Source organism: Stenotrophomonas sp. SMYL86 (genome assembly GCF_036320025.1).
Classification (GTDB): domain Bacteria; phylum Pseudomonadota; class Gammaproteobacteria; order Xanthomonadales; family Xanthomonadaceae; genus Stenotrophomonas; species Stenotrophomonas maltophilia_A.
Genome location: NZ_JAWIRU010000003.1, coordinates 143,943 through 167,811, shown reverse-complemented (window position 1 = coordinate 167,811; position 23,869 = coordinate 143,943). Strand labels below are relative to the sequence as shown.

At 65.2% G+C, this 23,869-nt stretch carries 22 protein-coding genes and 1 pseudogene; 11 read left to right on the top strand and 12 right to left on the bottom strand.

Translation table 11 applies throughout. The features are described 5' to 3' along the window. Positions 1 to 71: 71 nt before the first annotated feature. Positions 72 to 377 (top strand): KGG domain-containing protein, encoded by a 306-nt coding sequence (locus V3B64_RS05575; protein ID WP_032128582.1) that lies wholly within the window; start codon positions 72 to 74, stop codon positions 375 to 377. A 10-nt stretch (positions 378 to 387) separates the two neighbouring features. Here V3B64_RS05575 and V3B64_RS05570 read toward each other — a convergent pair whose 3' ends face one another. Then, on the bottom strand, positions 388 to 1,860 hold the full coding sequence (locus V3B64_RS05570) for an MFS transporter (protein WP_329913788.1): 1,473 nt from the start codon (positions 1,858 to 1,860) through the stop codon (positions 388 to 390). Between the two features lie 126 nt (positions 1,861 to 1,986). On the opposite strand from V3B64_RS05570, the gene V3B64_RS05565 reads away from it, so the two are divergent. Beyond that, positions 1,987 to 2,607 (top strand): TetR/AcrR family transcriptional regulator, encoded by a 621-nt coding sequence (locus V3B64_RS05565; RefSeq protein WP_329913787.1) that lies wholly within the window; start codon positions 1,987 to 1,989, stop codon positions 2,605 to 2,607. 15 nt (positions 2,608 to 2,622) lie between these two features. Here the strand turns inward: V3B64_RS05565 and V3B64_RS05560 are convergent. Together V3B64_RS05560 and V3B64_RS05555 are read right to left on the bottom strand one after the other, a co-directional pair. After that, a pseudogene (locus tag V3B64_RS05560) lies at positions 2,623 to 2,802 on the bottom strand (VOC family protein); the annotation flags it as partial. Between the two features lie 133 nt (positions 2,803 to 2,935). Beyond that, positions 2,936 to 3,136 (bottom strand): hypothetical protein, encoded by a 201-nt coding sequence (locus V3B64_RS05555; RefSeq protein ID WP_080291777.1) that lies wholly within the window; start codon positions 3,134 to 3,136, stop codon positions 2,936 to 2,938. A gap of 188 nt (positions 3,137 to 3,324) precedes the next feature. Between V3B64_RS05555 and V3B64_RS05550 the strand changes: the two genes are divergently transcribed. Next, on the top strand, positions 3,325 to 6,717 hold the full coding sequence (locus V3B64_RS05550; RefSeq protein ID WP_329913786.1) for an autotransporter domain-containing protein: 3,393 nt from the start codon (positions 3,325 to 3,327) through the stop codon (positions 6,715 to 6,717). Between the two features lie 66 nt (positions 6,718 to 6,783). Here V3B64_RS05550 and cml read toward each other — a convergent pair whose 3' ends face one another. Further along, positions 6,784 to 7,971 (bottom strand): CmlA/FloR family chloramphenicol efflux MFS transporter, encoded by a 1,188-nt coding sequence (cml, locus tag V3B64_RS05545; protein WP_121504320.1) that lies wholly within the window; start codon positions 7,969 to 7,971, stop codon positions 6,784 to 6,786. A 198-nt stretch (positions 7,972 to 8,169) separates the two neighbouring features. Beyond that, positions 8,170 to 9,075 (bottom strand): LysR substrate-binding domain-containing protein, encoded by a 906-nt coding sequence (locus V3B64_RS05540; RefSeq protein ID WP_329913784.1) that lies wholly within the window; start codon positions 9,073 to 9,075, stop codon positions 8,170 to 8,172. A gap of 107 nt (positions 9,076 to 9,182) precedes the next feature. On the opposite strand from V3B64_RS05540, the gene V3B64_RS05535 reads away from it, so the two are divergent. From V3B64_RS05535 to V3B64_RS05525, 3 genes are read left to right on the top strand one after another with little or no spacing between them, the layout of a single operon-like run. Then, entirely contained in the window at positions 9,183 to 10,718 is a 1,536-nt protein-coding gene (locus tag V3B64_RS05535) for an MFS transporter (protein ID WP_329913783.1), read from the top strand. Next, positions 10,709 to 11,137, top strand: a complete 429-nt coding sequence (locus V3B64_RS05530; RefSeq protein WP_285302872.1) for a hypothetical protein — start codon at positions 10,709 to 10,711, stop codon at positions 11,135 to 11,137. Before V3B64_RS05535 ends, V3B64_RS05530 begins: the two co-directional genes overlap by 10 nt. A gap of 23 nt (positions 11,138 to 11,160) precedes the next feature. After that, positions 11,161 to 12,858: a penicillin-binding protein 2 gene (locus V3B64_RS05525; protein WP_329913781.1), complete on the top strand. Its 1,698-nt coding sequence runs from the start codon at positions 11,161 to 11,163 to the stop codon at positions 12,856 to 12,858. 84 nt (positions 12,859 to 12,942) lie between these two features. Here the strand turns inward: V3B64_RS05525 and V3B64_RS05520 are convergent, their stop codons facing one another. Then, entirely contained in the window at positions 12,943 to 13,395 is a 453-nt protein-coding gene (locus V3B64_RS05520) for a PA2169 family four-helix-bundle protein (RefSeq protein WP_005419568.1), read from the bottom strand. A gap of 554 nt (positions 13,396 to 13,949) precedes the next feature. On the opposite strand from V3B64_RS05520, the gene V3B64_RS05515 reads away from it, so the two are divergent. Together V3B64_RS05515 and V3B64_RS05510 are read left to right on the top strand one after the other, a co-directional pair. Continuing rightward, on the top strand, positions 13,950 to 16,784 hold the full coding sequence (locus V3B64_RS05515; RefSeq protein WP_032128574.1) for a TonB-dependent receptor: 2,835 nt from the start codon (positions 13,950 to 13,952) through the stop codon (positions 16,782 to 16,784). A 258-nt stretch (positions 16,785 to 17,042) separates the two neighbouring features. Then, positions 17,043 to 18,071 (top strand): hypothetical protein, encoded by a 1,029-nt coding sequence (locus tag V3B64_RS05510; RefSeq protein ID WP_049462006.1) that lies wholly within the window; start codon positions 17,043 to 17,045, stop codon positions 18,069 to 18,071. An 8-nt stretch (positions 18,072 to 18,079) separates the two neighbouring features. On the opposite strand, the gene V3B64_RS05505 is transcribed toward V3B64_RS05510, so the two are convergent. Further along, entirely contained in the window at positions 18,080 to 18,973 is an 894-nt protein-coding gene (locus V3B64_RS05505) for a DMT family transporter (protein WP_329913780.1), read from the bottom strand. A 65-nt stretch (positions 18,974 to 19,038) separates the two neighbouring features. Here V3B64_RS05505 and V3B64_RS05500 point away from each other — a divergent pair, with 65 nt between their 5' ends. Beyond that, positions 19,039 to 19,842: a helix-turn-helix transcriptional regulator gene (locus V3B64_RS05500; RefSeq protein ID WP_329913779.1), complete on the top strand. Its 804-nt coding sequence runs from the start codon at positions 19,039 to 19,041 to the stop codon at positions 19,840 to 19,842. A 7-nt stretch (positions 19,843 to 19,849) separates the two neighbouring features. Here V3B64_RS05500 and V3B64_RS05495 read toward each other — a convergent pair whose 3' ends face one another. Beyond that, complete coding sequence (locus tag V3B64_RS05495) at positions 19,850 to 20,266, bottom strand: hypothetical protein (protein ID WP_329913778.1); 417 nt, start codon at positions 20,264 to 20,266, stop codon at positions 19,850 to 19,852. A gap of 127 nt (positions 20,267 to 20,393) precedes the next feature. Here V3B64_RS05495 and V3B64_RS05490 point away from each other — a divergent pair, with 127 nt between their 5' ends. Next, complete coding sequence (locus V3B64_RS05490; RefSeq protein ID WP_329913777.1) at positions 20,394 to 21,035, top strand: glutathione S-transferase family protein; 642 nt, start codon at positions 20,394 to 20,396, stop codon at positions 21,033 to 21,035. 21 nt (positions 21,036 to 21,056) lie between these two features. On the opposite strand, the gene V3B64_RS05485 is transcribed toward V3B64_RS05490, so the two are convergent. After that, positions 21,057 to 21,464: a hypothetical protein gene (locus V3B64_RS05485; protein WP_329913776.1), complete on the bottom strand. Its 408-nt coding sequence runs from the start codon at positions 21,462 to 21,464 to the stop codon at positions 21,057 to 21,059. A gap of 49 nt (positions 21,465 to 21,513) precedes the next feature. Further along, a complete protein-coding gene (locus tag V3B64_RS05480; protein ID WP_049423730.1) occupies positions 21,514 to 21,933 on the bottom strand; it encodes an H-NS histone family protein in 420 nt (139 codons plus the stop codon). A 118-nt stretch (positions 21,934 to 22,051) separates the two neighbouring features. Here V3B64_RS05480 and V3B64_RS05475 point away from each other — a divergent pair, with 118 nt between their 5' ends. Then, entirely contained in the window at positions 22,052 to 22,444 is a 393-nt protein-coding gene (locus V3B64_RS05475) for a DoxX family protein (protein WP_121504312.1), read from the top strand. Between the two features lie 24 nt (positions 22,445 to 22,468). On the opposite strand, the gene V3B64_RS05470 is transcribed toward V3B64_RS05475, so the two are convergent. Both V3B64_RS05470 and V3B64_RS05465 read right to left on the bottom strand, forming a co-directional pair. Continuing rightward, entirely contained in the window at positions 22,469 to 23,155 is a 687-nt protein-coding gene (locus V3B64_RS05470; protein ID WP_329913775.1) for a hypothetical protein, read from the bottom strand. A 60-nt stretch (positions 23,156 to 23,215) separates the two neighbouring features. Next, positions 23,216 to 23,863, bottom strand: a complete 648-nt coding sequence (locus V3B64_RS05465; protein ID WP_329913774.1) for a hypothetical protein — start codon at positions 23,861 to 23,863, stop codon at positions 23,216 to 23,218. Positions 23,864 to 23,869: the final 6 nt, after the last annotated feature.

The window sequence follows — 23,869 nt, the reverse complement described above, 5'->3', positions numbered from 1 at the left end:
CTTAGCGTGCGATGGCCAAGCATGGATGCCGTCGTCTACGAAGGCGACGCCCATACCGCAGGAGATTTCACATGACTGAGCAGAACCCGCGCAGCTCCAACCGGGGTTTCGCATCAATGGACCAGGAAAAGCAGCGCGCGATCGCGGCCAAGGGCGGGCGCGCCGCACATGCCTCCGGCAACGCGCATGAATTCAGTCCGGCCGAGGCACGTGTCGCAGGCCGCAAGGGCGGCGAGGCGATCAGCCGCAACCGCCAGCACATGGCCGAGATCGGTCGTGAAGGTGGACACGCTCGCCACGCCAATGCGCGCCAGCAGCAACAACAGCCTCAGGAGATCGAACGCACGGCAGCGGGTCCGCAACGCCAGCAGGGCTGAATGCAGCGCGTCAGGCCGGTGCGCGCTGCCGATACAGCCCGAGCGCCGCAAGCAGGGCCAGCGCACCGGCCACAGCCATCGCCCATCCGAAACCACTGGCCATCGCACTGCGATACCACGTCAGCATCTGCGGCGTGGCGTGCATCGAGCCTGGTTGCAGGATCAGTTCGCGCGCCTGTGCCGCCAGCTCCCGCTGCCCGGCCGCCTGCGCGGACGCGGCGAACTGCTGCACGGCGCGCTGGCCCATCAGGCTGCCCAGCAGCGCGATGCCCAGGCTCATGCCTGCCTGACGTAACGCGTTCATCGTGGCTGAGGCAATACCCGCGCGCTCGACCGGCGCGCTGGCCATGACCGCCATGCCGGTCGCCGGCACTGCCAGCCCCATTCCAATGCCAAGCAGCACCAGCACAGCACTGGAATAGGCGTGCGAAGTAGCCGGTTCGAACGTGGCCATCGCGCACAGCGCCGCCCCGGCCAGGGCATAGCCCAGCACCAGCGCGGCGTGCAGCCCGAGGTGGGCGACCAGACGCCCGAACAACAGCGAGACGGCACCCATCAACAGGAACTGCGGGGCCAACTGGGAGCCTGCCAGCGCAGCGTTGTGCCCCTGTGCCTGCTGGAAGAACAGCGACAGGAAGAACAGGCTGGCATAGGCAGTGAAGCCCAGCACGAACGAGGCCAGGTTGAACATGCCGAAGCGGCGGTCGGCAAACAGGTCCAGCGGCAGCAATGGGCGTGCCACCCGGCGTTCGACGATGCCGAACAGGATCAACCCGGCAGCTGCCACGCCCAGCGCCAGCAGCGTCACCGGGGCCAGCAGGCCATGCGCGCCGATCGCGATCAGGCCATAGCTCAGCGCACCCAGCGCGACGACGCTGAGCAGCTGCCCGGCAGGGTCCAGCGCAGCGTGCTGCGGATGCCGCCGCTCCGGAATTCCCCAGGCGCCCAGCGCCAGTGCTAGCAGGCCCAACGGCAGGTTGATCAGGAAGATGCTGGGCCATCCGACGCGCTGTACCAGCACGCCTCCCAGCAGCGGGCCAAGCACCAGGGCCAGCGCACTGAACGCCGACCAGCCACCGATCGCACGTGCACGTTGGCGCGCGTCGGGAAACGCGTGGCTGAGGATCGGCATTGCGGCGGGAATCAACAAAGCGCCCGCGATGCCCTGCACTGCACGCCCGGCTACCAGGGTCGCAAGATTGCCGGCACAGGCGCACAGCAGCGACCCCAGCGTGAAGGTGGCGACGCTGAGCAGCCACATCCGCCGATGACCGTAACGGTCCCCACGCGGCCCCGCCGACAGCATCAACGCCGACAGCGCGATTGCATACGCATTGATCACCCACTGCAGGCCGGCCATGTCGGTATTCAACGCCTGCTGCAGGGTCGGCAGGGCGACGTTGACGATGCTGATGTCCAGCGAGGCGAGGAATGTGCCGAGATAGGCCGCCAGCAACAGGGCCGGCCGCTGGAAACGTCGCATGTACGGTTCCCGGGGGAAGGATGTGTGCGCATCCTAGCCACTGACTGACCGTCGGTCAATGACTGACGGTCAGTCGGTGCCACAGGCCAGCTAGAATGGCTCCCGTCGCACCCGGATCCCTCCCACATGCAGACCCCAGCTGTCGCCAGGCCACGCACCAAACCTGCGGAAACCCGCCAGGAAGAACTGATGGACGCCGCGCAGGCGCTGTTCCTGTCAAAGGGAGTGGATGCCACCACCATCAGCGACATCGTCGCCGCAGCCGACGTTGCCAAGGGCACCTTCTATACCTATTTCGCCTCGCGCACCGAGATTCTGCAGGCGCTGGCGCAGCGCTATACCCGGCGTTTCATGGAAGACGTCGACCGCGCCGTGCAGCATTACCCGGCCAGCGATGGCGTAGCGCGCCTGCGCGCCTGGATCCGCGCCAACATCGAACTTTATGTGCGCACCCATGCACTGCACGACGTGGTGTACGCCAACCATCATCACCACCAGCGTGGCAACGCCGAACGCAATGCGATCCAGCAGCAACTGCTGGGCATCCTCGAAGCAGGCAATGCCGCAGCTCTGTGGCAGCTTCCAGCGCCCAAAGTCACCGCCTCGTTGATCTATGCCGGCGTGCACGGCGCCACCGACGACCTGATCGCCACACCCGCACAGAATGCCGATGCCTTCATCGCCGCCGTGGTGGATGATTGCCTGCGCATGGTCGGCGTGCCACCGACCAGTACCAAACGGCGCTGACGGACGTTCTGCCGCTCAGGTGTGGGCGAGGATGTTCAACAACCGCCCGAACGGGTCACGGACGAAGAAGCGGCGCACGCCCCAGGGCTCATCGGCCGGGCCATATTCCAGCGGGATGCCGGCCGCGCGCATGCGCTCCAGTACCTGTTGCAGATTGTCCACTTCGATCGACAGGTCCGGCACTGCGGTGCCGGTGACGGCCATGTGCGGCGGCTCCGATGCGATTCCCCATCCTCGCCGCTGCGTGCATGGCCTGCAAGCGGGCGGCGCTGAAACAGAAGAGCCCCGTCAGGGACGGGGCTCGTCATCAATCCTGCATTGCCACTGCTTACACAGCGCCGCAGCGATCCATGATGCAACGATCGTATTCGTACTGGCATTCCATCGCATCAACGCCACCGGACAGACACGCCTGGTAAGCCTTCCAACAGGGAAGATCGCATGGCGGAATCGGCCCAGCCACAGCAACCGAACCGCTGCAGGCCAAGGCGAACACCGCACCCGCGATCATTTTCCTGAAAGTACGCATCGACATCACTCCTTGATAAGCCTGGTGAGCCCAGGCCGGGCCACGGTAGCGAGGCCTCCGGGAGATGGAGTGAACGCCAGCGTCACGCCCAATTAACGTGTTCATAAAATTCCTGCCACATAGCTGGGGGGTATCGCCGTGCCTTGGCGTTAACGGTTTTGTAGTCCGTCATCCAAGGAAGTTGTCCGATGAATCACCCGCTGCACGGCCGTTCGTCCCACTCCCGTTCTCCGATGCATAGCCGCCTCGCACTGGCTGTAGCCAGTTCCCTGCTGCTGGCTGCTACGCCCGCCATCGCCAGCGAATCACTCGACACCTGGCAGCAACAGCGACAATTGCAGGCGGCCTGGGCGCAACCTGCCACGTCGGCGCCCTCTTCCACGCCCCTTCAGTTGCCGGTTGCAGCAGCCGCAGCAGCAGCCAGCACCACTTCGATTCTCGGTAAGCCGGGTGACCCGGCCAGCTGGCGCACGGACGAATTCAATGCCGACTGGGGTCTGGGTGCAATGAATGCCCAATTTGCGTACGCGCGGGGGCTGACCGCCACTGGCGTCCGGCTGGGGGTGTTCGACAGCGGCACCGGCTTGGATCACCCGGAATTCGCCGGCAAGAATCATCGCAGCATCACTATTGCTGATCTGTTGAGCGATGGCAGCCGGTGTACGAACAGGACTGCATTGACGGGTCCGGATGCATGCTTCTCCAGTGCTGGCGATGAGGTGCAGGTTCAGCGGTATACGCTTGATCCCAAGATGCCCAAGTTCATTGCCGATCTGATTCTGCGCGACCCGCAGATTAGCGAGCTCCTGCGAAACGCATCCTATGAGGATCATGGCACCCATGTGGGTGGCACCATCGCTGCCAATCGGGATGGCGCAGGCATGCATGGCGTGGGATTCGGTGCAGATCTGACCGTCGCCAGATTGTTCTTTAACAGCGTCACCGAGATCTATCTCAAAGGACTCGGTCTTGATACGCGGGTTAAGTCCACAGGGCCAGAGAATTCGGCGCTTGTCGATCTATACGATCAGATGAATACCCAGGGCGTGCGTGCGATCAATCACAGCTGGGGATTGGCTGAAGAGCCCAAGTCAGCAGCTGAATTTGATAGCCGATACAGCGATCCCGAATGGCTTGAGAGACTCTCCATCTTCGCGGACGGCGCACGCGCCAGGGGCATGATTCAGGTCTGGGCAGCCGGCAACACTGATGTGGAAATTCCCACGCCTGAGGAAAGTCCGATTGCCGGCATATATGCAACCTTGCCGCGAGCCCTTCCCGACATCGAGCGGTACTGGCTCAGCGTGGTCAACGTCCAGGAGGACTTGACGCTGAGCAATCGATCAAACAAATGTGGCCTGAGCGCCAACTGGTGCATTGCGGCGCCTGGGACAGACATCAACTCAACTACCTACGACCCCTCTGCCCCGCCAACGGCAGATATTCGCACCGATGCGAATGGCAACATCTCGCTTGACGTAACTCAGCGCGTGCCGACGCACGGCTATGGAGAGAAGAGCGGAACGTCCATGGCGGCCCCGCACATTACCGGTGCTCTCGGGCTGCTTTTTGAGCGCTTCCCCTATCTCGATAGCGCACAGGTCCGCGACGTGCTGCTGACCACCGCCCGCGATCTGGGCGATCCGGGCGTCGATGAGATCTACGGCTGGGGCATGGTCGACCTGCGCAAGGCCATCGAAGGCTACGGCTCGCTGCGCGTGGACACCAACGTGGTAATGAACCAGAAGGCCGGTGGCCTGAAGGTGTGGGAAGGCGATGCCTGGGATGACTGGACCAACGACATCGGCGGCCCCGGCAAGCTGACCAAGTCCGGCATCGGCTGGCTGCGCCTGAGTGGTGGCAACACCTTCAACGGCGCAGTGCTGCAGGACGGCACGCTGGAATTGAACGGCACCAACACACTCACGTCAGCGGTCGAGGTCCAGGGTGGCCAGTTCCTGCTCAACGGCTCGCTGGTCTCCACCGCCCTGAACACCACCGGAGGCGTGAGCACGGTCAGCAGCAGCGGCCTGCTGAAGGACAGCAACCTGACGGTCAACGGTGGCGTGGTGTCCTTCAACGGCACGCAGACCGGCGGCACCACCACGGTCGGTGCCAACGGCCTGCTGAAGGGCATCGGCACGCTGGGCAACACCCGTGTGGACGGCATCATCGCGCCCGGCAATTCGATCGGCACGCTGACCATCAACGGCAACTACGTGCAGGGCGCAACCGGCGTCTATGCCGCCGAACTTGCCCCGGGCGGCCGCAGTGACCAGTTGCACGTAACCGGCACCGCCACTCTCGGCGGCACCCTGGTCGCACTGCCGGAGCCGGGTACCTACTACCTCGGCGAGCAGTTCAATTTCATCCGCGCCGACGGCGGTGTCAGCGGCCAGTTCGCGAAAACCGACTTCAGCGCGTTCTCGCCGTTCCTGCAGTTCAGCCTGGCCTACGGCGCCAATGGCACCCGCATCGACGTGACCCGGGGTGCCTCGCTCGCCAGCGCCGCCACCACGCCGAACCAGCGTGCGGCCGCGGCGGTGGCCGATGGACTGGCGATCAACCAGGGCCTGCCCAAGCCGCTGACCCAACTGTTCCCGCAACAGGTGGGTGGCGTGCTCGATGGCCTCAGCGGCGAGCTGCATCCGGCCACGGCGCTGGCCCTGGTCGAGGGCAGCCGCTATGTGCGCGATGCCGCACTGTCACGTCGTGCCGGTGTCACCGCACCCGGTGCCGATGCGGGTGATGCCACCGGCGCCTGGGTGCAGGCACTGGGCGGCAACAGCAAGCTGGATGGCAACAGCAACACCGCGCGCACCGACGCCAACAGCAACGGCCTGCTGGTCGGCATGGACCGCGAGTTCGGTGGCTGGCAGATCGGCGTGCTGGCCGGTACAGGCCGCACCGACGTGAAGCAGCAGGAGCGTCGTGCCAAGTCGAAGATCGACAACACGCACTTCGGCGCCTATGCCAGCCACACCTGGGGCGGCTTCGGCCTGCGTGGTGGCGTGGCATGGAGCCGCAACGAAGTGAAGAGCACGCGTGATGTTGCCTTCGCCGGCTTCAGCGACAGCCTCAGCGCGCGCTACAACGCACGTACGCGCCAGGCCTTCATCGAAGCGGGCTACCGCTTCGGCAATGCGGAAGGTGGGCTGGAGCCGTACCTGCAGGTCGCCCGCGTGGAAGTGGACCTGAAGCAGGTCAACGAGCGTGGCGGCGCGGCCGCACTGCACGGCAAGGTGGACGACACCGGCACCACCATCGCCACCGCTGGCCTGCGCTTCGACAAGGGCCTGAAGGCCTCGTTCCAGCAGGACAGCTGGCTGCACCTGCGCGGTGGCGTGGGCTATCGCCGCGCCTTCGGTGACCGCAGCCAGGTGGCCAACCTGGCCTTCGCCAACAGCAGCACCACCTTTGCAGTCGAGGGCGCACCGATTGCCGACAACGCCGTCGTGGCCGAGCTGGGCCTGGCGGCGTGGCTGACCCCGCGGCAGCAGCTGGAGCTGGGCTACAGCGGCCAGTTCGGCAGTGAAAGCCGCGACCATGGCGCCACCGCACGCTGGTCTGTGCGCTTCTAAACACGTGCTCTCTTGACGGGTTGGGGCGGCCTTGCGGCCGCCCCCTTTTTTGCCCGCCACCCAGCGTTATGCGCGATGCCGCAGCGCGGCGGCACCTGCCAGGCTGGCAAGTGGCAACAGCAACCCATAGGCCACCAGCGGCCACACGGTATCGCCGGGCAGCACGAGGGTAACCAGCGTGCCGATGCCTGCCACGATCAGGCTCTGCACGGCGTAGTACAGGGCCACCGCCGTACCTGACGCATCGGCGAAATCACGCAGCGCACCGCTTGCAGCCACCGAAACCACCATCACCAGCCCCACCGCGATGCCCCACATGGGCAGCACCACTCCGACGAACGAGGGAGGCCACGCTGCGGCCAACGCCATCAGCAGTACTCCGGCCACCATCACCCACAGACCACGCAGGAAGGTACCGCGCACGTTCCAGCGGGCAATGCACACGTTCGCCATCCGCGCCGTGACGATCATCACCAGCGCCACCGTGGCGAAGGCCAGGCTGAACGACAGCGGCGAGTACTGCATGCGCCCGACCAGCAGCCGGGGCGCGACCGAGAAGAACACGAAGAACGTGCCCATGCCCGCACTGAAGCCCAGCGTGTAGACCCAGAACGCGCCGCTGCCAAGGATGCGTCGTAGCGCGGGTCGCGACGCGTCCCGGCACTGCGGGCGGGTTTCCTGCCAATGCCGTACCGCGCGCATGCCGGCGATCATGCCCAGTACGCCGAGCAGAACGAAGATCGCGCGCCAGCCGAAGGCGCCTGCCAGCAGGGCGCCGAGGATCGGTCCCAGCGCCGGCACGAAGGCCAGCATCGAGGCAAACAGCCCGTACAGCGACGCGCCTTCGGCTGTATCAGCATACACATCACGCACCGTGGCAAAGGTCGCCACCAGTGCCGCCGACGCTCCCACCGCCTGCACGGCTCGCCAGGCCAGGAATGCTGCGCCGCTGCTGGACATGGCGAGCGCGAACGACGAAAGCGCGAACAGCAACGCCCCCAGCAACAGGACCGGCCGCCGCCCGATGCGGTCGGACAACGGGCCGAACAGCAACTGGCCGAGGCCAAGTACCAGCAGGTAGATGCTCAAGGTGAGCTGCACCAGCGTCGGTGATGTCTGCAATGCCTGCGGCATCACCGGTACCACGGGAAGATAGATATCCATGGCCAGCGAGGCCAGGAGGTCGAACGGAGCCATCAGCGCAATGGCCGATGGCAGGGTATGGGCCCAACGCGGGGCCTGTCGATTGAACATGGGGAGTCTCCGCCCAGAGTGAATCCGGCGGTGATCCATCCAATTCGCGTGCATCGCAGGGATGATCACCGCAACAACGTCTGCATCGTTGTTGCGGCTCAGCGAACTGTCTGCGGACCGTTCCCGTTGTTCATGGTGTCCATCGAATGCGAATGCAGGTGGCACCAGTGTAGCAATCGTCCACCTGCCGCGCGGCGCTCAGGTCAGGGGCAACATGTCGATGCGCCTGCACGGTGTCTCCTTCACCTGCTCGATCAGCCGTCGCACCACGGGCGAAGTCTCTGCCCGCCGGTACTGCACAGCGATGGTCGAGACGATGGTGGGGCCCGCCAGTGGCAGATAGATCATTCCGGGCAGCACCAGCGTGCGTTGCAGTACCGATGGCACGATCGCCACCGAACCAACGCCGACCGACACCTCGGCCAACACCGCCGCCAGATGCCCGGGCTGGGAACGGATACGTGGAATGAACCCGCCGCGGCGCCCGACTTCCATTGCGCCCACCGGCTGCTCCGGCATGACGAAACCCTCCCGGGCCAATGACGCCGGCTGCACCGGCGACCGGGCCTGCACCAGCGGATGGGTTTCCGGCAGGGCCACGCAGAACTGGTCTTCGACCAGGGTGTGTTCGCCGAAACTGTCGGGCACATCCATCGGAGGCCGGCAGAACACCACATCCACCCGTCCTTCCTGCAGCAGCTGCGGGAGCTCGCCCATCGGCCATTCGCTCACCTGCAGTTCCACGCCCGGGTAGCGGCTGCGAAACCGGCTGAGCTGATCCTGCAATGCTCCGGCATACAGCGCCGAGCCGACGTAGCCGATCTCGATCTTGCCGATCTCACCTCGCCCGGCGCGCCGGCCCAGGGTTTCGGCCTGTTCGAACCGGCGCAGCACATCGCGGGCTTCCGCGAGGAACACCTCGCCTGCCGAGGTCAGCAGCACCTCGCGCCGGCCGCGGTCGAACAGGCGCGTGCCGAGCCGACGCTCGATGTCCTGGATCTGCACGCTCAGCGTGGGAGTGGCAATTCCCAGGCGCAGGGCCGCACGACCGAAGTGCAGCTCCTCGGCCAGGGTGACGAAGTACTCCAGGTGACGGCGTTCCATGGGCGGCATTTCGTTAGGTTCAAGCTAACGTAACCAGAAAACACCGAGAATGAAACAAACACCGATCATTGATGGAATGGCCGTCCTCCCCTTCCTGCGAGTGACCGGTGCCGCCCTCTCCTCCCCCTTCGCCTGCACGGCACACGCTGCCTGACGCGGTCCTGCTGGTGGCCTCGCTGGGCTGCACGATGACCGTGCTGGAGACCAATGCCGTCGCGGTCGCATTGCCCAGCATCGCACGTGACCTGCACGCCGGATTCGCGGATATCGAGTGGGTGATCAGTGCCTACATCCTGTCCTTCACCTCACTTCTGCTGCCCGCCGGTGCGGTCGCCGACCGCTACGGCCGCCGCCGGGTGCTGCTGATCGGCATCAGCCTGTTCGCCCTCACCTCTCTGCTCTGCGCACTGGCGCCCGGTGCTGCCCTGCTCTACCTGGCGCGGGCTCTGCAGGGCATGGGTGCAGCCTTTCTGCTGGCACCCTCGCTGTCGATCATCGGCCACACGTACCACGAGGGGGCCGCCAAGGACACTGCATGGGCGTTCTGGGGCACAGCCATGGGCGTGATGATGGTGCTCTCACCGCTGATCGGCGGCGTGCTGTCCGCACTCTGGGGCTGGCGCGCGGTGTTCGTCGCGATCCTGCCGTTCCTGGGCCTGCTCGGCTACGGCACGCTGCGCTGGATACCCGAGTCGTCAGACAGCGTGGTCCGCCCGCTCGATCCGCCCGGCATCATCACGTTCAGCGCTGCCATCTTCGGCATCGTGTTCTTCCTGGTGGAAGGACTGGCAGAAGGATGGACATCGGCCCCGGCGCTGATTGGGCTGGGCCTGGCCATCATCATGGCTGTTGCCTTCGTCATCGTTGAACGGGCACGGTCACATCCCATGGTCGATCTCGGGCTGCTGGCCAGTCCGCGTTTCGTCGGCGCACTCATTGCCATGGTCGGCTATTCGGTCAGCGCACAGGTGATGGCATCGATGCTGCCGCAGTACCTGCAGAACGGCATCGGCCTGAGCGTACTGGCTGCCGGTGCTGGCATGCTTCCGTTCGCTGCGGCGATGCTGCTGTTTCCCAGCGTGGGCCGGCGGCTCGGTCGCCATCTGACCAGTCCGGCGGTGCTGGCGATCGGGCTGTCGGTCACCGCCGCGGGCAATGCCGTGGCCGGACTGGCCGCGTGGCAGCACCTGCCGTGGCTGGCACTCGTCGCAATGGTGGTGATCGGTGCCGGCGGCGGCATCCTCAATGGCGAGACATCCAAAGCCATCATCGGCGCGGCACCGCGCGAGCGCGCCGGCATGGCCTCCGGCATCAGCGCGACCACGCGCTTTGTCGGCATCCTGCTCGGATTCACCGTACTGTCCAGTGCCTTGAGCCTGGGCATCCGCAGCGCACTGTCCGCGGCGGTTCCCGCGCGCAACGTACTGCCCATGGCCGATGCGATCGCTACCGGCACCTTCGCCGATACGCGCACCGCCGCCTTCGCACAGGCGATCTACAGCCATGGATTTGCCAGTGCACTGTGGACGTCGGCCATCGCCGCGCTGCTGGCCAGCCTTGCGGTGTTGCTGCTGGGCCGTAGCCGGTCTGCGGCAGAAGCACCATCCCTCCTGCAACGCCCGGAGCCGCGCGCATGCGACTGAACCTCCCGCTGATCCTGTTCCTGTTCGCCATGCCGGTAGCCACCACAGGGGCGGCATCGTCCAGTTCTCCCATCGAACCACCTCGTGCAGCGCTGCTCAGCCAGATCGACCAGGGCATGGCGAACGCCGTGGCATGGGAGTACGCGTTCAACGCCATCGCCTCCTGTGATGTCGCACGGATCGACCGCACCCTGCGCAACCAGCACGACAGCCATCCCGTGCAGGTCCAGCCGCTGCTGGATGCCGGCTACACCGCAACCTATCGCACGGCCGAACCCTATCCGGTCCTGCAGGACCGGCTGGCCACGCTGCGCGATGCGGAGATCGCCTGCATGGCTGTTGCCGATGGCCGCAGCCACGCCAATGTCATCGACCGTGCTTCCGCACTGCTGGCCTACATCGCCGGGCAACCGCTGTAACCATTGTCTCGATGCCCCATCGCATGCGCACCCCCACCATGGCGCGACGCCGCGCGCGTGCCCATGACTTCCGACGCCGCTACCGCCTGACCTGCGCCGCACTGGCCGTGCTGGCGGGCCTGCTGCTGGCGCGGGCAGCTGACGTCCAGATCATCCATCACCACTTCTACCGGCACCAGGCCGAAGCACGGATGCTCCGCCACCATCCGCTGCGCGCGCATCGCGGAACGCTGTACGACCGCCACGGCATCGTCATTGCCGGATCGGCTCCTGTAGCATCCCTGTGGATCGATCCGCGCGCCTTCTTCGACGCATCAGGTTCAGTCGAGCAGCTGGCCTCGGTACTGGATGCCGATGCGACGGTGCTGACCAGACTGCTGGCGCGCAACCGGCAACGACGCTTCGTCTATCTGCCTGGCTTTCGTCGCGGCGATCCAGCCCGCCTTGAAGCACTGCAGGCCAGGGCCCCCATAGGCGTCCACCTGCAGCAGGAGTTCAAACGCTTCTATCCACAGTCGGAGCTGTTCGCGCAGACCGTCGGCGTCACCGATATCGAAGGCCGTGGGCTTGAAGGCCTTGAGCGCCTGTTCGACGCGCGCCTGAGCGGACAGGCCGGCTACCGTGACGTCATCATCGATCGCAAGGGCCGCCCGGTCGAACTGCGCGACCGTGGCTGTCCGGCGCGTCCCGGCGAGGACATCGTGCTGTCGCTGGACAGCCGTATGCAGCACACCCTGCAGGCAGGACTCGGACCGGCAGTACAGCGCTACGGCGCGGCTGCCGCCAGCATCGTGGTGCTGGAAGTCGGTACCGGCCAGATCCTGGCGATGGCCAACTGGCCCACCTACAACAGCAATGCGCCCGGTACCGGCGCCGCCGATGCACGCCGCAACCGTGCGGTGACCGATGTGTTCGAGCCCGGCAGCACGGTGAAACCCTTCACCGTGGCTGCAGCGCTCGAGGCCGGCGTGATCACGTCTGCCAGCACGTTCGACACCCACCCAGGCTGGATCCGCAATGGGCGCTTCACCACCCGTGACTATCGGGATCTGGGCGTACTGGATACCAGCGACGTCCTGAAGAAAAGCTCAAACGTGGGCATATCGTTGATTTCGCACCGCCTGAGCCGCGAGCAGCTGCACGCGATGTTTGCCGCACTGGGCGCAGGGCATGTCTCGGGCAGCGGATTTCCCGGCGAGCGCAACGGTGTACTGGCCGCTCCTGCTGCATGGAGCGGCACCAGCAAGCAGACCCTGGCTTATGGGTACGGGCTGTCGATGACCACGCTGCAGCTGGCCAATGCCTACGCGACGCTGGCCAACCATGGCCTGCGCGTGCAACCGACCTTCGAGCATGGTCGCGCAACAGCGATGAGCCGTGCCATGCCTGCAAACGTGGCCGACCAGGTGATGGACATGATTGCCACCATCACCGAGCCCGGCGGCACCGCGACGCGGGCCCGCATCAGCGGCTATGCCATCGCCGGAAAGACCGGAACCGCGCGCAAGGCGGCTGCCGGTGGATACGCGCGCCACTACATGTCCCTGTTTGCGGGGGTCATACCAGCGCGACATCCACGCTATGCGGTCGCCGTGGTAGTGGACGATCCCGATGCACGCCGCGGAGGCTACGGTGGTGGAGCAGTCGCAGCTCCCATCTTCAGCGAGCTGATGGGGCGCGTTCTGCACCTGCAGGACATCGCGCCCGATGCGCCACGCTGAGTCCTGCACGCCGCCTCCAGGTTGGCCGGGGCAGCCACGCTGCCCCGACCGTGGCGGCCCCGGGGAGAAGGCCGCCGATGATCGTCAGGCCGCCTTCATGGCGTGCTTGCGAGCACGCATCACGTTATGGCACTCCTGCACTTCAGGCAGAAGCTGGGTGACTTCCTGGCGCACGGCCGGCGGCAGTTCGTTGTCCTTCAGCACGTCCTTGAACGCGCCAAGCAGCCGGTCTTCGGACTCTTCCAGCTCGGCCACGTAACCATAGTTGGTGTCGCCGAATGCAGCGCGGACCTTGCCATAGAACTGCTGCATCGAACCGACCACGGTGCCGTGCTCGGCCGGCTTGCCACCGCTGGCAGCAACGGAGCCACTCAGTGCGGCGACGATGCGGCCCTTGACGCCGGCAATACGAGTGAACAGGGCCGACAGTTCGGCATCCTTCACCTTGGTCGCAGCTTCCTCGTAGAACGACTTTCCGTCGCGGGCGATCTCGATCAGGTCGTTGAGGCGGTGTTCGATGGTGGACTGGGTGCTCATGGAATCGCTCCTGTGTGCTCGATGGTCTATGGAGAATGACAGCGCGAGTGCGTTGCCTTCGGGACCACTGTGGAGGTTTGAATGTGCCGATTGGGTGAGTACGAATTGATGCATGCATCACCACCCTCAACGCGCCCTGACTCCTTCATCCCGTCGCATTTCCGCGTTCACGGTACCTGAGCAGAACGCCGACGATTCACCATGGCGCGATGACGATGATCAGCGTCACCAACAGTGCGATGGCAAGCACCAGCAACAGCACATGCCACTGCTTCCACGTGGGTCTTGGTTTGCCGGGGGTATTCATCGGATGTCTCCTGGAGTCTGTCATCAGCCCGCAGCCAGACTGAAGCAGAGCACCCTTGGTGCGCGTCGCGGTTTCGTGCATGGCCTGTGCATGAACGCTGTATCCGGCGCGCGACGATAACGCGTCCATAACGTAATCGAGTTGTAAACGGAGTGTTAGGTTCCTTCCGATTCCGCACAGCGGGATTTCAGATCGGTTTCCACGCAGCGATGCGGAAACCCATTCAACTGGATTTGGAGAGAGCCAAATGCACTACAAGTACACCCTGCTTTCCCTGGCAGTGGGCACGGCCTTGGCCGCTGCCTGGTCACCGGCCGCGCATGCGCAGGATGACAGCGATAAAACACCGAAGAACCTCGATCGCATCCAGGTTACCGGTTCGGCCATCCGCAGCGTGGATATCGAAACGCAGCAGCCGATCATCGCCATCACCCGCGCGATGATCGAGCAGCAGGGCTTCACCACCATCGCCGACCTGCTGCAGAACCTGACCTCCACCGGCGCGCCGACCATTTCGCGTGCGCGCGCGTTGGCGTCCGGCGAGAACGTTGGCGGCTACTACGTCAATATCCGCAATCTGGGTGCCACGCGCACCCTGGTTCTGGTCAACGGCAAGCGGCTCGGCGCCACCACCAGCGGCCTGCAGGATCTCAGCCAGATTCCGATGAGCGCGGTGGAACGCATCGACGTGCTGAAGGACGGCGCCTCCTCGCTGTACGGCTCGGATGCAATCGCTGGCGTGGTCAACATCATCACCCGCAAGAACTACGAAGGCCTGGAAGTGTCCATGCAGCACGGGCAGTTCAGCCAGGGCGATGGCAAGGACAGCACGTTCTCGCTGGTCACCGGCGCCCGTGGGGAGCGTGGCGGGTACACGCTCGCACTGGAATACCAGAAGTCAGACCCGGTGTTTGCCCGCGACCGCGAGTTCTCCCGGTACGGTGGCGCCGGCCCCAACTACCCGGGCGCGGACTGGAGCAACATCAGCCAGAACGGTTCCTGGTGCGACCCGGCGCTCTACAAGTGCAATACCGGTGATGCCGTATTCAAGACCCTCAATCGTGGCGGCGATCCGAAGAACCCGAACGACTACCACCCGATCACGCCGGCCGAGTTCGCCAACGGCAACGACCAGATGCACCTGCAGACCGGCATCGAGCGCCGCTCGCTGTTCCTGAGCACGGACTACGCCCTGACCGACCAGATCAAGTTCACTGCCGACATCGGCTACAACGAGCGCACCACCGACCAGCAGATCGCGGGCTACCCGTACCAGTCGACCAAGTTCGGCACGCCCCTGGACGCGGCCAGCGTATTCAACCCGCTCGACCACGGCATCGCGTTCAATCGCCGCCTGTGGGAAGTGCCGCGCACGACCGAAAGCAAGCTGAAGTCGCTGCGGGTTGCACCCAGTCTGTCCGGCTACTTCGAGCTGGGGACCAAGACGTACGACTGGGAAGTCGGCGCGTTGTTCAACCGCAATGAAGTTACAAAAACAGGCCGTGGCGACATGAGCCTGATCGCTTCCCGGCAGGCATTGGGGCCCTCCTACCTCGATGCCAACGGTGTGGCCCGGTGTGGCACGGCGGCATCGCCGGTCTCGGGTTGCCTGGCCTGGAATCCTTTGCTGCCGTTCGGGGTCGCGGGGGCTGGCTCTCTCTCCGATCCCGAACTGCAGCGCTTCTTGTTCCCGACGTTCAACGATACCGGCATCACCAAGACCCGCAGCTACTTCGCCAACATCTCCGGCCCGGTGATCGAACTGCCTGCCGGTGACCTGTCCGTCGCCCTGGGGTATCAGTACCGCAAGGAAGAAGGCCGCTTCGTGCCCGATGCCTTCGCCCAGTCGCGCCAGAGCACTGCACTGGGCGCATCCACCACCGCCGGCGACTACAGCCTCAACGAGTTCTTCGCCGAAGTGAACGTGCCGATCCTGCGCGACCTGCCGTTCGCCAAGGAACTGACCGTGAACCTGGCTACGCGCTACTCCGACTACAGCAACTTCGGCAGCACCACCAACTCCAAGGCGAGCTTCGCCTGGCGTCCGATCGAAGAGCTCATGATCCGTGGCACCTTCGCCGAAGGCTTCCGCGCACCGAGCATCTCCGATCTGTATGGCGGCCTGGGCACCAGCTTCGAAACCTATGTCGACCCGTGCGGCATCGGCGCCACCAACAGCGTCAACGGCAATGCCGCCTGCAACGCCGCCGGCGTCCCGCTGGGCTACCAGCAGCTGAACCAGAGCCTGAAGCCCTGCGCCAGCTATCCGTGCGCCACGCCTGACGAGTTCACCACCGGCTCCGATCCGAAGCTGCGCCCGGAAGAGTCCAAGAGCAAGACCGTGGGCGTGGTCTGGAGCCCGCGCTGGGTGGACGGGCTGGACATCAACCTCGACTGGTACAGCTACAAGATCACCAACATGATCATCCAGGACAGCGTCGACCGCATCCTGCGTGACTGCTACGTGCTCGGCAACGCTTCGCGTTGTGGCAGCGTCAAGCGCGCTGGCGATGGCCACATCACCAGCATGTTCTACGGTCTGGCCAATCTGGGCTCGATGGAAACCGAAGGCTGGGACCTGGGTATCCGCTACCGCCTGCCCGAGTTCTCGTTCGGCCGCTTCACCATCGACCTGCAGAACAGCTATGTCTCCAAGTACGACGAGGAGAACCAGAACTCGGCCGGCGATACGATCATGATGGGCCGGATCGGCCAGCCGGGCATTTCCCGCCTGCGCTCGAACCTGGGTGTGAACTGGCAGCTCGGCAACTTCAGCACGCAGTACACCGTGCGCTACTACTCCGGCATGGTTGAAAACTGCGTACCGAACCGTCCGTGCACCCTGCCCGACCGCTACGCCTACGGTGAACCGGATGCCCTGCGCAAGGTCGGCTCCAATGCCTTCCACGACATCCAGGTCAGCTACAAGCTGCCGTGGGACGGCACCGTGGCGCTGGGTTCGAACAACGTGTTCAACCACCAGGGCCCGATCATGTTCTCCAAGCCGTCCAGCTCCTTCCCCTATTACGGCGGCTTCGATATCGGCCGCACCGTGTACGTGAAGTACTCGCAGCGCTTCTGACGGGCAGGTCCGTGCTCGTGGCCGGCGGAAGGGGAGTCCGCCGGCCACGATGCACACCGCCTCCACCCAATCTCCATCGTTTTTCGACGGAATCTCCAAGGTTCCCGGCAACACTTGATGTCATGACGGCTAAGGAGCAGGACCGCATGGATCGCCACGCGCCCCGACACTGCACACCCGTCTCCAGGTTCACCACTGAATGTGACGGTGTGGCCGGGTTCCGATCTTCCGGACATGCCGCCGCAAGGGAAGTACGAGATGACGACGGCAGTTCGCACCGGCCTGACCGACCTGGTCGCTGACGCGCAGCGGTACCTGCGCAGGATTCTTCCCGGGCTCGCCTCGGCAGTGCATCCACTTGCTTCATTGCATGCCATTCCCCACGCGATGGCATCGCGCTACCACCTCGCCGGGCTGATGCTGTACGGGGAAACCCCCGCCATGCTCGCCGTGGCCCGCGAGCCGGGCGAGTCCAGCACCCGCGTGATCCAGGATGTGCGCTGCCTGCGCTCTGCAGCGAATGCACTGGTGCTGTACGTCTCGCCCTATCTCACGCCGACCCAGCGCCGCTTCCTGGTCGAGAACCACATCGACTTCGTGGTCCCGCACACCCAGTTGTTCGCGCCGAGCCTGGCCATTGAGTTCCGCGACGACCCCGATCATGAGAAGAAAGCCATCTCGCTGCTGCCTTCGGCGCAGGCCGTACTGATCCACGTGCTGCTGAGCGGCCAGTCGCGCTGGTGGTCGCCGCGCGAGATCAGTGCCGTCGCCGGCTACACCTCGATGACGGCGTCGCGCCTGTCTGCCGAACTGGTCGGTCGCGGCCTGGTTGAACGCTCCACCGGGGGCCGCGAGCGCTTCCTGAAGCTGGCCGGCAACCGCGACGAGGTCTGGGCCAGGGCACAGCCGTTCCTGCGTTCCCCCATCCTGAAGGAAGTGGATGTCTGCTGGGGCCCGACCGCCGAGGCACTCCGCGATGCGGGGCATCCGGCGCCGACGGCCGGCCTCGATGCGCTTGCTGAAACGTCACCGCCCCCGATCGGTGGCACCCGCGCACTGCACATCGATGCGTGGCGGTTGCTGGGCGCACTTCCCATGCCCGGCCCGGACTGCCTTCAGAGCGCACGGCTGCAGATCTGGGCCTATCCGCCGGCATTCACCAGTATTGGCGATGTGGTGGACCCGCTTTCGCTGTATCTCAGCCTGCAGGGCAAACGCGGCCATGATGCAGACGCGCTGCAACAGCGGGTGGAACAGGCGCTGAGCGGAGACACGTATCCCGCATGACCGAAGCCCTATGCGGGCTGCTCGCTCGGCACTGCGGCGGCGCGCCTGGCGCTGTACTCAGCGAACACCACGCCGGACACCGCCAGCAGGCCACCGCCCAGTACCCAGCCACTGAGCGATTCTCCCAGCAGCAGTACAGCCAGCGCGGCGGTCACGATCGGCACCAGGTTGAAGAAGCCAGAGACGCGCGCAGCGCCCAGGCGTGACAGTCCGGTCATCCAGGTCAGCGGCGCCAGGATCGAAGCGCACACGGCGGCGAAGCCGATGCAGCCGACCGCCGTGAGGTTGTTCACCCCGGTGCCGACCAGCAGCTGTACCGGCAACAGGATCAGCGATGCAGCGGTGGCCTGCAGGAACAGCGACTCCAGCACCGACAGCGGAATCTTCCAGCGCTGCATCAGCACGTTGTAGGCGGCGAAGGCCAATGCGCCGATCAGCATGATCGCGTCTCCTCGGTTCAGGCCCTGCGCCGCCAGCCGTGCCAGGTCGCCCTGCGAGACCACCGCCACCACGCCGACGGTGGAGATCACCGCGCCAAGAATGGAAGTGCCTCGCACCGGATGGCCCATGAACACGCGCGACAGCGCCAGCGCGATCAACGGAATCAGCGCCTGGATCACCCCCATGTTGGTGGCCGAGGTGAAGTGCGCCGCATAGTAGGCCAGGCACTGGTACATCACCCCACCCAGGCAGCCCAGCGCCAGGAAGCGCCCGAGATTGGCGCGCACGGTCGGCAGGTTTTCGCGCAGACGTGGCAGCGCCAACGGCAGCAGGACCACCGCCGCGACCAGCCAGCGGAAGAAGCCGATGTCGATGGGACCGACCGAGCCCGAAGCAAGCTTGGTAACGATGGTGTTCGCGCCCCACAGCAGGCAGGCGAGGATCGGGAAAAGATAGTTCACGGAACGCGGGTGTACGTGGGGGATTGCCCAGCGTACGCTTGGCGCATATCGAGGACATCCCGAAAATGCGCCACACCGACCCCGGCTTGCGGCAACCGATGGAGCCAATCCCCACCTTCCGCCAGCTGCCCGGTCCGATCTACTTCCGGCAGGGTGCGATGGAGCCCACGGACTGGGGGACGCACAGCCATCCGTGGGGCCAGTTCAACTTCGTCGCGCAGGGTGTGATGGAGATGAAGATCGACGGCGAGTGGATGGTGTCCCCGCCGCACTACGCGATCTGGATTCCACCGGGAATGGCCCACTACTCGCGCAACCGCTCGCAGCTGGCCTACCGCTCGGCCTATCTGTCGCCGGCCTTGTCACGCCGCTTGCCTGATCGCTGCCGTGCACTGGAAGTCAGCCCGCTGCTGCGCGAGCTGCTGCACGAACTGGCACGGCAGGGCGTGACCGATCCGCAGACCCCGGCCCAGCGGCGCATGGCCGCCGTGGTGATCGACCAGATCGTCAATGCGGCCGTACTGCCCAGCTTCCTGCCGATCGCCAGCAGCGATGCGCTGAAGCAGGTGATGGCGTACATGGAGAAACACCTGTCGATGGCCGAATCGGTTGCCGAAATCGCGCAGCGCCACCACATGAGCGTGCGCAAGCTGGAGCGCATGGCACGCAGCGAGCTGGGCATGTCGCTCGGCGACTGGCGTGGACGGGTGAAGTTCGTGCGCGCCACCGAGGCGCTGTGCACCCGCCGGCCGATCAGCCGGATCGCCGAGGAGCTGGGCTATTCCGGCGTCAGCGCCTTCGCTGAGATGTTCAAGCGACACGCGCAGTGCACGCCGGATCAGTACCGGAAGCTGCATCGGGCGGGGTGAGGGCGGCCTAGAGAGCGATCAGCAGGTCCACAAGCAGCCTCGGCAGGAACAAGGCGGCCAGAACGCAGGAAAACAGGATGAGAATGACCTTTGCCGTCAATGGGCGACGGCGGGGATTGCTGAAATAGAGGTGCAGATCGCGCAGTTCATCTTCCAGTCCCCTCCGCACGCCTGCGTTCTGTGTACCGGGTTCGAGCAGCTGTCGCTCAAGCGCCTTCAGGCGCTTCATCAGCTCACGCGGCGGTGTAGCCCGCAGGATCAGCTGATTGAGCTCCTGAAGCCGGCGCGCCTGCGGCATCAGCGCTGCCACGAGATCATCCGGCGGAAGCTGTGAGACCCATCGCTGGGCGTCCGCATCCATCTCAGCCTGCAGCACATCGCGTTGCTGCTGCAGTTCGGCCAGGGAAGTGCGGCGCTGCCACATGAGGAGGCACAGGTGTGATGGGTGGCGGGCAGTGTATCGCCCGCCGTCCCGGGAAGGGTGTCGATTTCCCGCCCCGTGGTTCGTCGGAACAGGAAAGGCAGGCCCTTCGACCTGCAGGAGTGCCACGATGTGCCCGATCCTCACCGCCTTCGCCACTTCCCCGGACCGCGGCCAGGGCCTGGCCCGTGACATGCGCGTACGCTGGGCGCTGGAGGAGCTGGCCGTGCCCTACAACGTGCAGCTGCTCGGCTTTGCCGAGCTGAAGCAGCCCGCGCACCTGGCCCGCAACCCCTTCGGGCAGATCCCCACCTGGCAGGACGGCGGCCAGGTCCTGTTCGAATCCGGCGCGATCGTGCTGTACCTGGCCGAGCAGCATGCCGGCCTGCTTCCTGCTGATCCAGATGCACGCATGCGCGCGATCATGTGGGTGTTCGCTGCATTGAATACGGTGGAGCCGCCCATCGTCGAGCGCTCGATGGCCTGGGTGCTGGAGCGCGAGCAGCCCTGGTATGCGCAGCGTCTGCCGATGCTCGATGAGCGCGTGCGTATGCGGCTGTCACAGCTGTCCGCCTGGTTGGGATCGGCGTTGTGGCTGGAGGGCGAGTTCAGTGCCGGCGACCTGATGATGGTTTCGGTGCTGCTGCGCCTGAAGAGCAGCGGCTTCCTCGATGAGTACCCGCAGGTGGTGGCCTATGTGGGCCGTGCAACGCAGCGCCCCGCCTACCAGCGTGCGTTTGCTGCGCAGCTGGCGGTGTTCCAGAACGCCTGACGCTACGCCCGTGGGCAAGCCTCAGTGCAGACTGCGCCGACATGCGGTCTGCACCAGCATCAGCTGCGCCACCAGGATCAGCATCGCGCAACCTGACAGCAGCCACGGGTCGATATACCACTGCGCGTTGAAGCTGAAATCTCCGGCGGAAATACGCTTCCAGCCGTTGAAGTGCTGCATCGCCGCGACCACGAACGCGAAGCCGCCTGCGGTGTACGACAACCAGGGCACGATGAGGCCGCCCGGTCGTGCAAACAGCATCAGCACGCCCAGCACGCCGATGACCGTGCGCTGCACGCGGCAGTACGGGCAGACATAGGCCATCCCACTCCATTCCACCGCCCAGGCCAGCAGGCTGACCAGCACCGCCGCGCCTGCCGCGATGTAGAGGACTCTGGGTGAGATCGTCATGCTGCCATCGTGTGCCATCGCGCGCTCCTTCGTTCAAAGACCCCGGCAGGGTAGCAGCGCGGCAGGTTCAATCCTTCTTGAAAACCGTGCGCTTGCCGATCGGGCTGCTCTTGCGCGCCGTCGGCCGGGCCAGGCCAGGAATCAGGAAGTCGGTCACCTTGTGGCCCTTCTGCACCTTGGACGCCAGCCAGCGCGGCATGCGCCCGCGGCCGGACCAGGTCAGGCGCTTGTACTCCGGGTCACGGTACTTGGCAGCCACTTTCCCGGTTCTGCGCCGTGCCGGTTTCCGGCGGGGAGCGGCCTCTTCGTTCACCTCTCCGCCGAACAGCTCTTCGAGGGTATACCCCGCTTCTGCTGCTGCGGCCTTCAACATCCGCCGTACCGCACTGGCCGGACGGCGGCTGGATATCAGCTGTTTCCGCTGTTCAGCGGCAACCACCAAGGCGCCCAGCTCCCGAAGGCTGAGCGATTCAATATCAATCGTCATGGGAGAAAGGTCTCCTGCGGACGGCCAGCTGTCAAGGCGCCTTGCCCTTGGCGTAGACACGGGCTTCACTGCCGGTGGGCTCCGATCGCCTTCGCCGGCCATCTCCGAGGACACCGACGTGAGCCACTCATCCCATTCGCTCGCTTACCTGCTCGCACGCATCCTGCTGATGGCGCTGTTCCTCATCTCCGGCCTGGGCAAGCTCGGTGATCTCAGCGGCACCCAGGGCTACATGGAAGCGATGGGCGTGCCCGGCATCCTGCTCTGGCCGACCATCGCCTTCGAGATCGGCAGCGGACTGTGCATCCTGCTTGGCTTCCAGACCCGGCTGGTGTCGATCGTGCTGGTGGGTTTCAGCCTGGTCACCGCTTTCATCTTCCATCACAACTTCGCCGACCAGACCCAACAGATCATGTTCCTGAAGAACCTGGGGCTGGCCGGTGGCTTCCTGCTGCTGGCCTGCACCGGGGCCGGGCGGTACAGCATTGATGGCAGGGGGCGGCGCGGGTAAGCGCCGATCGGCGACCCGCACGTGCTAGCGCCGAAGTTCAGCCTCCGGCGCCAATGCGTGGATCACCTTGCCCTGCGCATCGAGGAACTCGATCGCGCCGTAGCCTTCCGCAGTGACAGTCAGCCGCAGTCGCGTGCGGTCTGCCTTGTCGTTCAAGGCAATGGCCGGCGTGCCGTCAGGCCCGACCACCAGACCGATGCGGGTCGGTGCTTGCACCCCAGGAATCAGCTTGTTGCCCAATGCAGGCTCACGGATCAGTTTCGGCGCCTGGTTGATCGAAAAACTCACCGCACCATCGGGTGATACCCGCCAGCCGATCGCATCCATCGCCGGATGGTCCAGCGCAAGCACCGCCATGCCGCCGTCGACATCGGCGGTGCCGAAGCCACCGCGTTCGCTGCCTTGGTCGTCGTACAGCACCATGCCGGCCACATTGAAGGCGCGCTTGTACTGCAGGCCATCGATGATCGGTGCCGGTGTCTTTCCGGACAGCGTCATGCGGATCACCCCCGTGTCATCGACGATATCGATGCGCCGTGCGGTGATGCGCTCGTGGTCCGGTGTTGCTACGCGCGTCTGCGGTGCCTTGTCGACGATCAGGCGTTGCAGGGTGTCAACCGACGGGCGCTTGGGTGAGTCGGACGGCTCGGCAGCGGCAGGCAGTGCCGCAAGGGTAGTCAGGGCGACGAACATACGGGCACTGCGCTTCATGCGGGCTCCTTGTCGTACGGATCGGCGGAAGCCGCATCATGCCACCCTTGCAGCGCCCTCTCATGAGGGAGGCGGAGTTTCCGGCAGCTGGAGCCCCTGTGCCAGGGCGAATGCACGTGACGCGCGCCAGTACGCCTCAGGCGGCCTCTGCAGTTCGGGCCGGCTCCAGTAGTCATTGATGTGCAGTACGCTCATCACGTCGACCCATGCAGCGCGCGCATCGTGGACGCACATGCGCCAGCGATGATGCGGCGGAAAGTACGCGTAGTACTCAAGCGCCTGCCGCTGTGCCTGCTCTTCGGCAATCCCTGCCTGATGGATCAACGTCCACGCATGCATATGGCGCGCGTGCGCAAGCGCACCGAGATACTCATCCTCATCCAGCAAGGGAATCGGCTCGCCGCGCGCCAGGCACAGCGCGTCCAATTCGGTGTCGTACTCCAGCGACGGCTGCAACAGTTCCGGGTTCTGGTGCCAGTACCCTTCGCCCAGCACATGCAGCATCGCCCAATGCCAGGGCTCGTCGTGGAAGAGCAGTTCGTGCTCGTATTCGTGGCCGGCGGCCTGGTCCGGATAGCGTTCGCGTGCCTGTTCGATTGCCAGCGCTTCGGGAATCTGGCCGTAGCGCACCAGGCACCAGGCGAACAGATGCCGGCTGTCTTCGATTTCAGTGGTGAAGTCTTCCACCGGGGCGCGGGTGTCGGGCATGTTCGA

Bases quoted from the DNA above. Each gene is read 5' to 3' on its own strand.
- V3B64_RS05575 (WP_032128582.1), top strand. From the start codon at position 72: ATGACTGAGCAGAACCCGCGCAGCTCCAACCGGGGTTTCGCATCAATG.
- V3B64_RS05570 (WP_329913788.1), bottom strand. From the start codon at position 1,860: ATGCGACGTTTCCAGCGGCCGGCCCTGTTGCTGGCGGCCTATCTCGGC.
- V3B64_RS05565 (WP_329913787.1), top strand. From the start codon at position 1,987: ATGCAGACCCCAGCTGTCGCCAGGCCACGCACCAAACCTGCGGAAACC.
- V3B64_RS05555 (WP_080291777.1), bottom strand. From the start codon at position 3,136: ATGCGTACTTTCAGGAAAATGATCGCGGGTGCGGTGTTCGCCTTGGCC.
- V3B64_RS05550 (WP_329913786.1), top strand. From the start codon at position 3,325: ATGAATCACCCGCTGCACGGCCGTTCGTCCCACTCCCGTTCTCCGATG.
- cml (WP_121504320.1), bottom strand. From the start codon at position 7,971: ATGTTCAATCGACAGGCCCCGCGTTGGGCCCATACCCTGCCATCGGCC.
- V3B64_RS05540 (WP_329913784.1), bottom strand. From the start codon at position 9,075: ATGGAACGCCGTCACCTGGAGTACTTCGTCACCCTGGCCGAGGAGCTG.
- V3B64_RS05530 (WP_285302872.1), top strand. From the start codon at position 10,709: ATGCGACTGAACCTCCCGCTGATCCTGTTCCTGTTCGCCATGCCGGTA.
- V3B64_RS05525 (WP_329913781.1), top strand. From the start codon at position 11,161: ATGCGCACCCCCACCATGGCGCGACGCCGCGCGCGTGCCCATGACTTC.
- V3B64_RS05520 (WP_005419568.1), bottom strand. From the start codon at position 13,395: ATGAGCACCCAGTCCACCATCGAACACCGCCTCAACGACCTGATCGAG.
- V3B64_RS05515 (WP_032128574.1), top strand. From the start codon at position 13,950: ATGCACTACAAGTACACCCTGCTTTCCCTGGCAGTGGGCACGGCCTTG.
- V3B64_RS05510 (WP_049462006.1), top strand. From the start codon at position 17,043: ATGACGACGGCAGTTCGCACCGGCCTGACCGACCTGGTCGCTGACGCG.
- V3B64_RS05500 (WP_329913779.1), top strand. From the start codon at position 19,039: ATGCGCCACACCGACCCCGGCTTGCGGCAACCGATGGAGCCAATCCCC.
- V3B64_RS05495 (WP_329913778.1), bottom strand. From the start codon at position 20,266: ATGTGGCAGCGCCGCACTTCCCTGGCCGAACTGCAGCAGCAACGCGAT.
- V3B64_RS05490 (WP_329913777.1), top strand. From the start codon at position 20,394: ATGTGCCCGATCCTCACCGCCTTCGCCACTTCCCCGGACCGCGGCCAG.
- V3B64_RS05485 (WP_329913776.1), bottom strand. From the start codon at position 21,464: ATGGCACACGATGGCAGCATGACGATCTCACCCAGAGTCCTCTACATC.
- V3B64_RS05480 (WP_049423730.1), bottom strand. From the start codon at position 21,933: ATGACGATTGATATTGAATCGCTCAGCCTTCGGGAGCTGGGCGCCTTG.
- V3B64_RS05470 (WP_329913775.1), bottom strand. From the start codon at position 23,155: ATGAAGCGCAGTGCCCGTATGTTCGTCGCCCTGACTACCCTTGCGGCA.
- V3B64_RS05465 (WP_329913774.1), bottom strand. From the start codon at position 23,863: ATGCCCGACACCCGCGCCCCGGTGGAAGACTTCACCACTGAAATCGAA.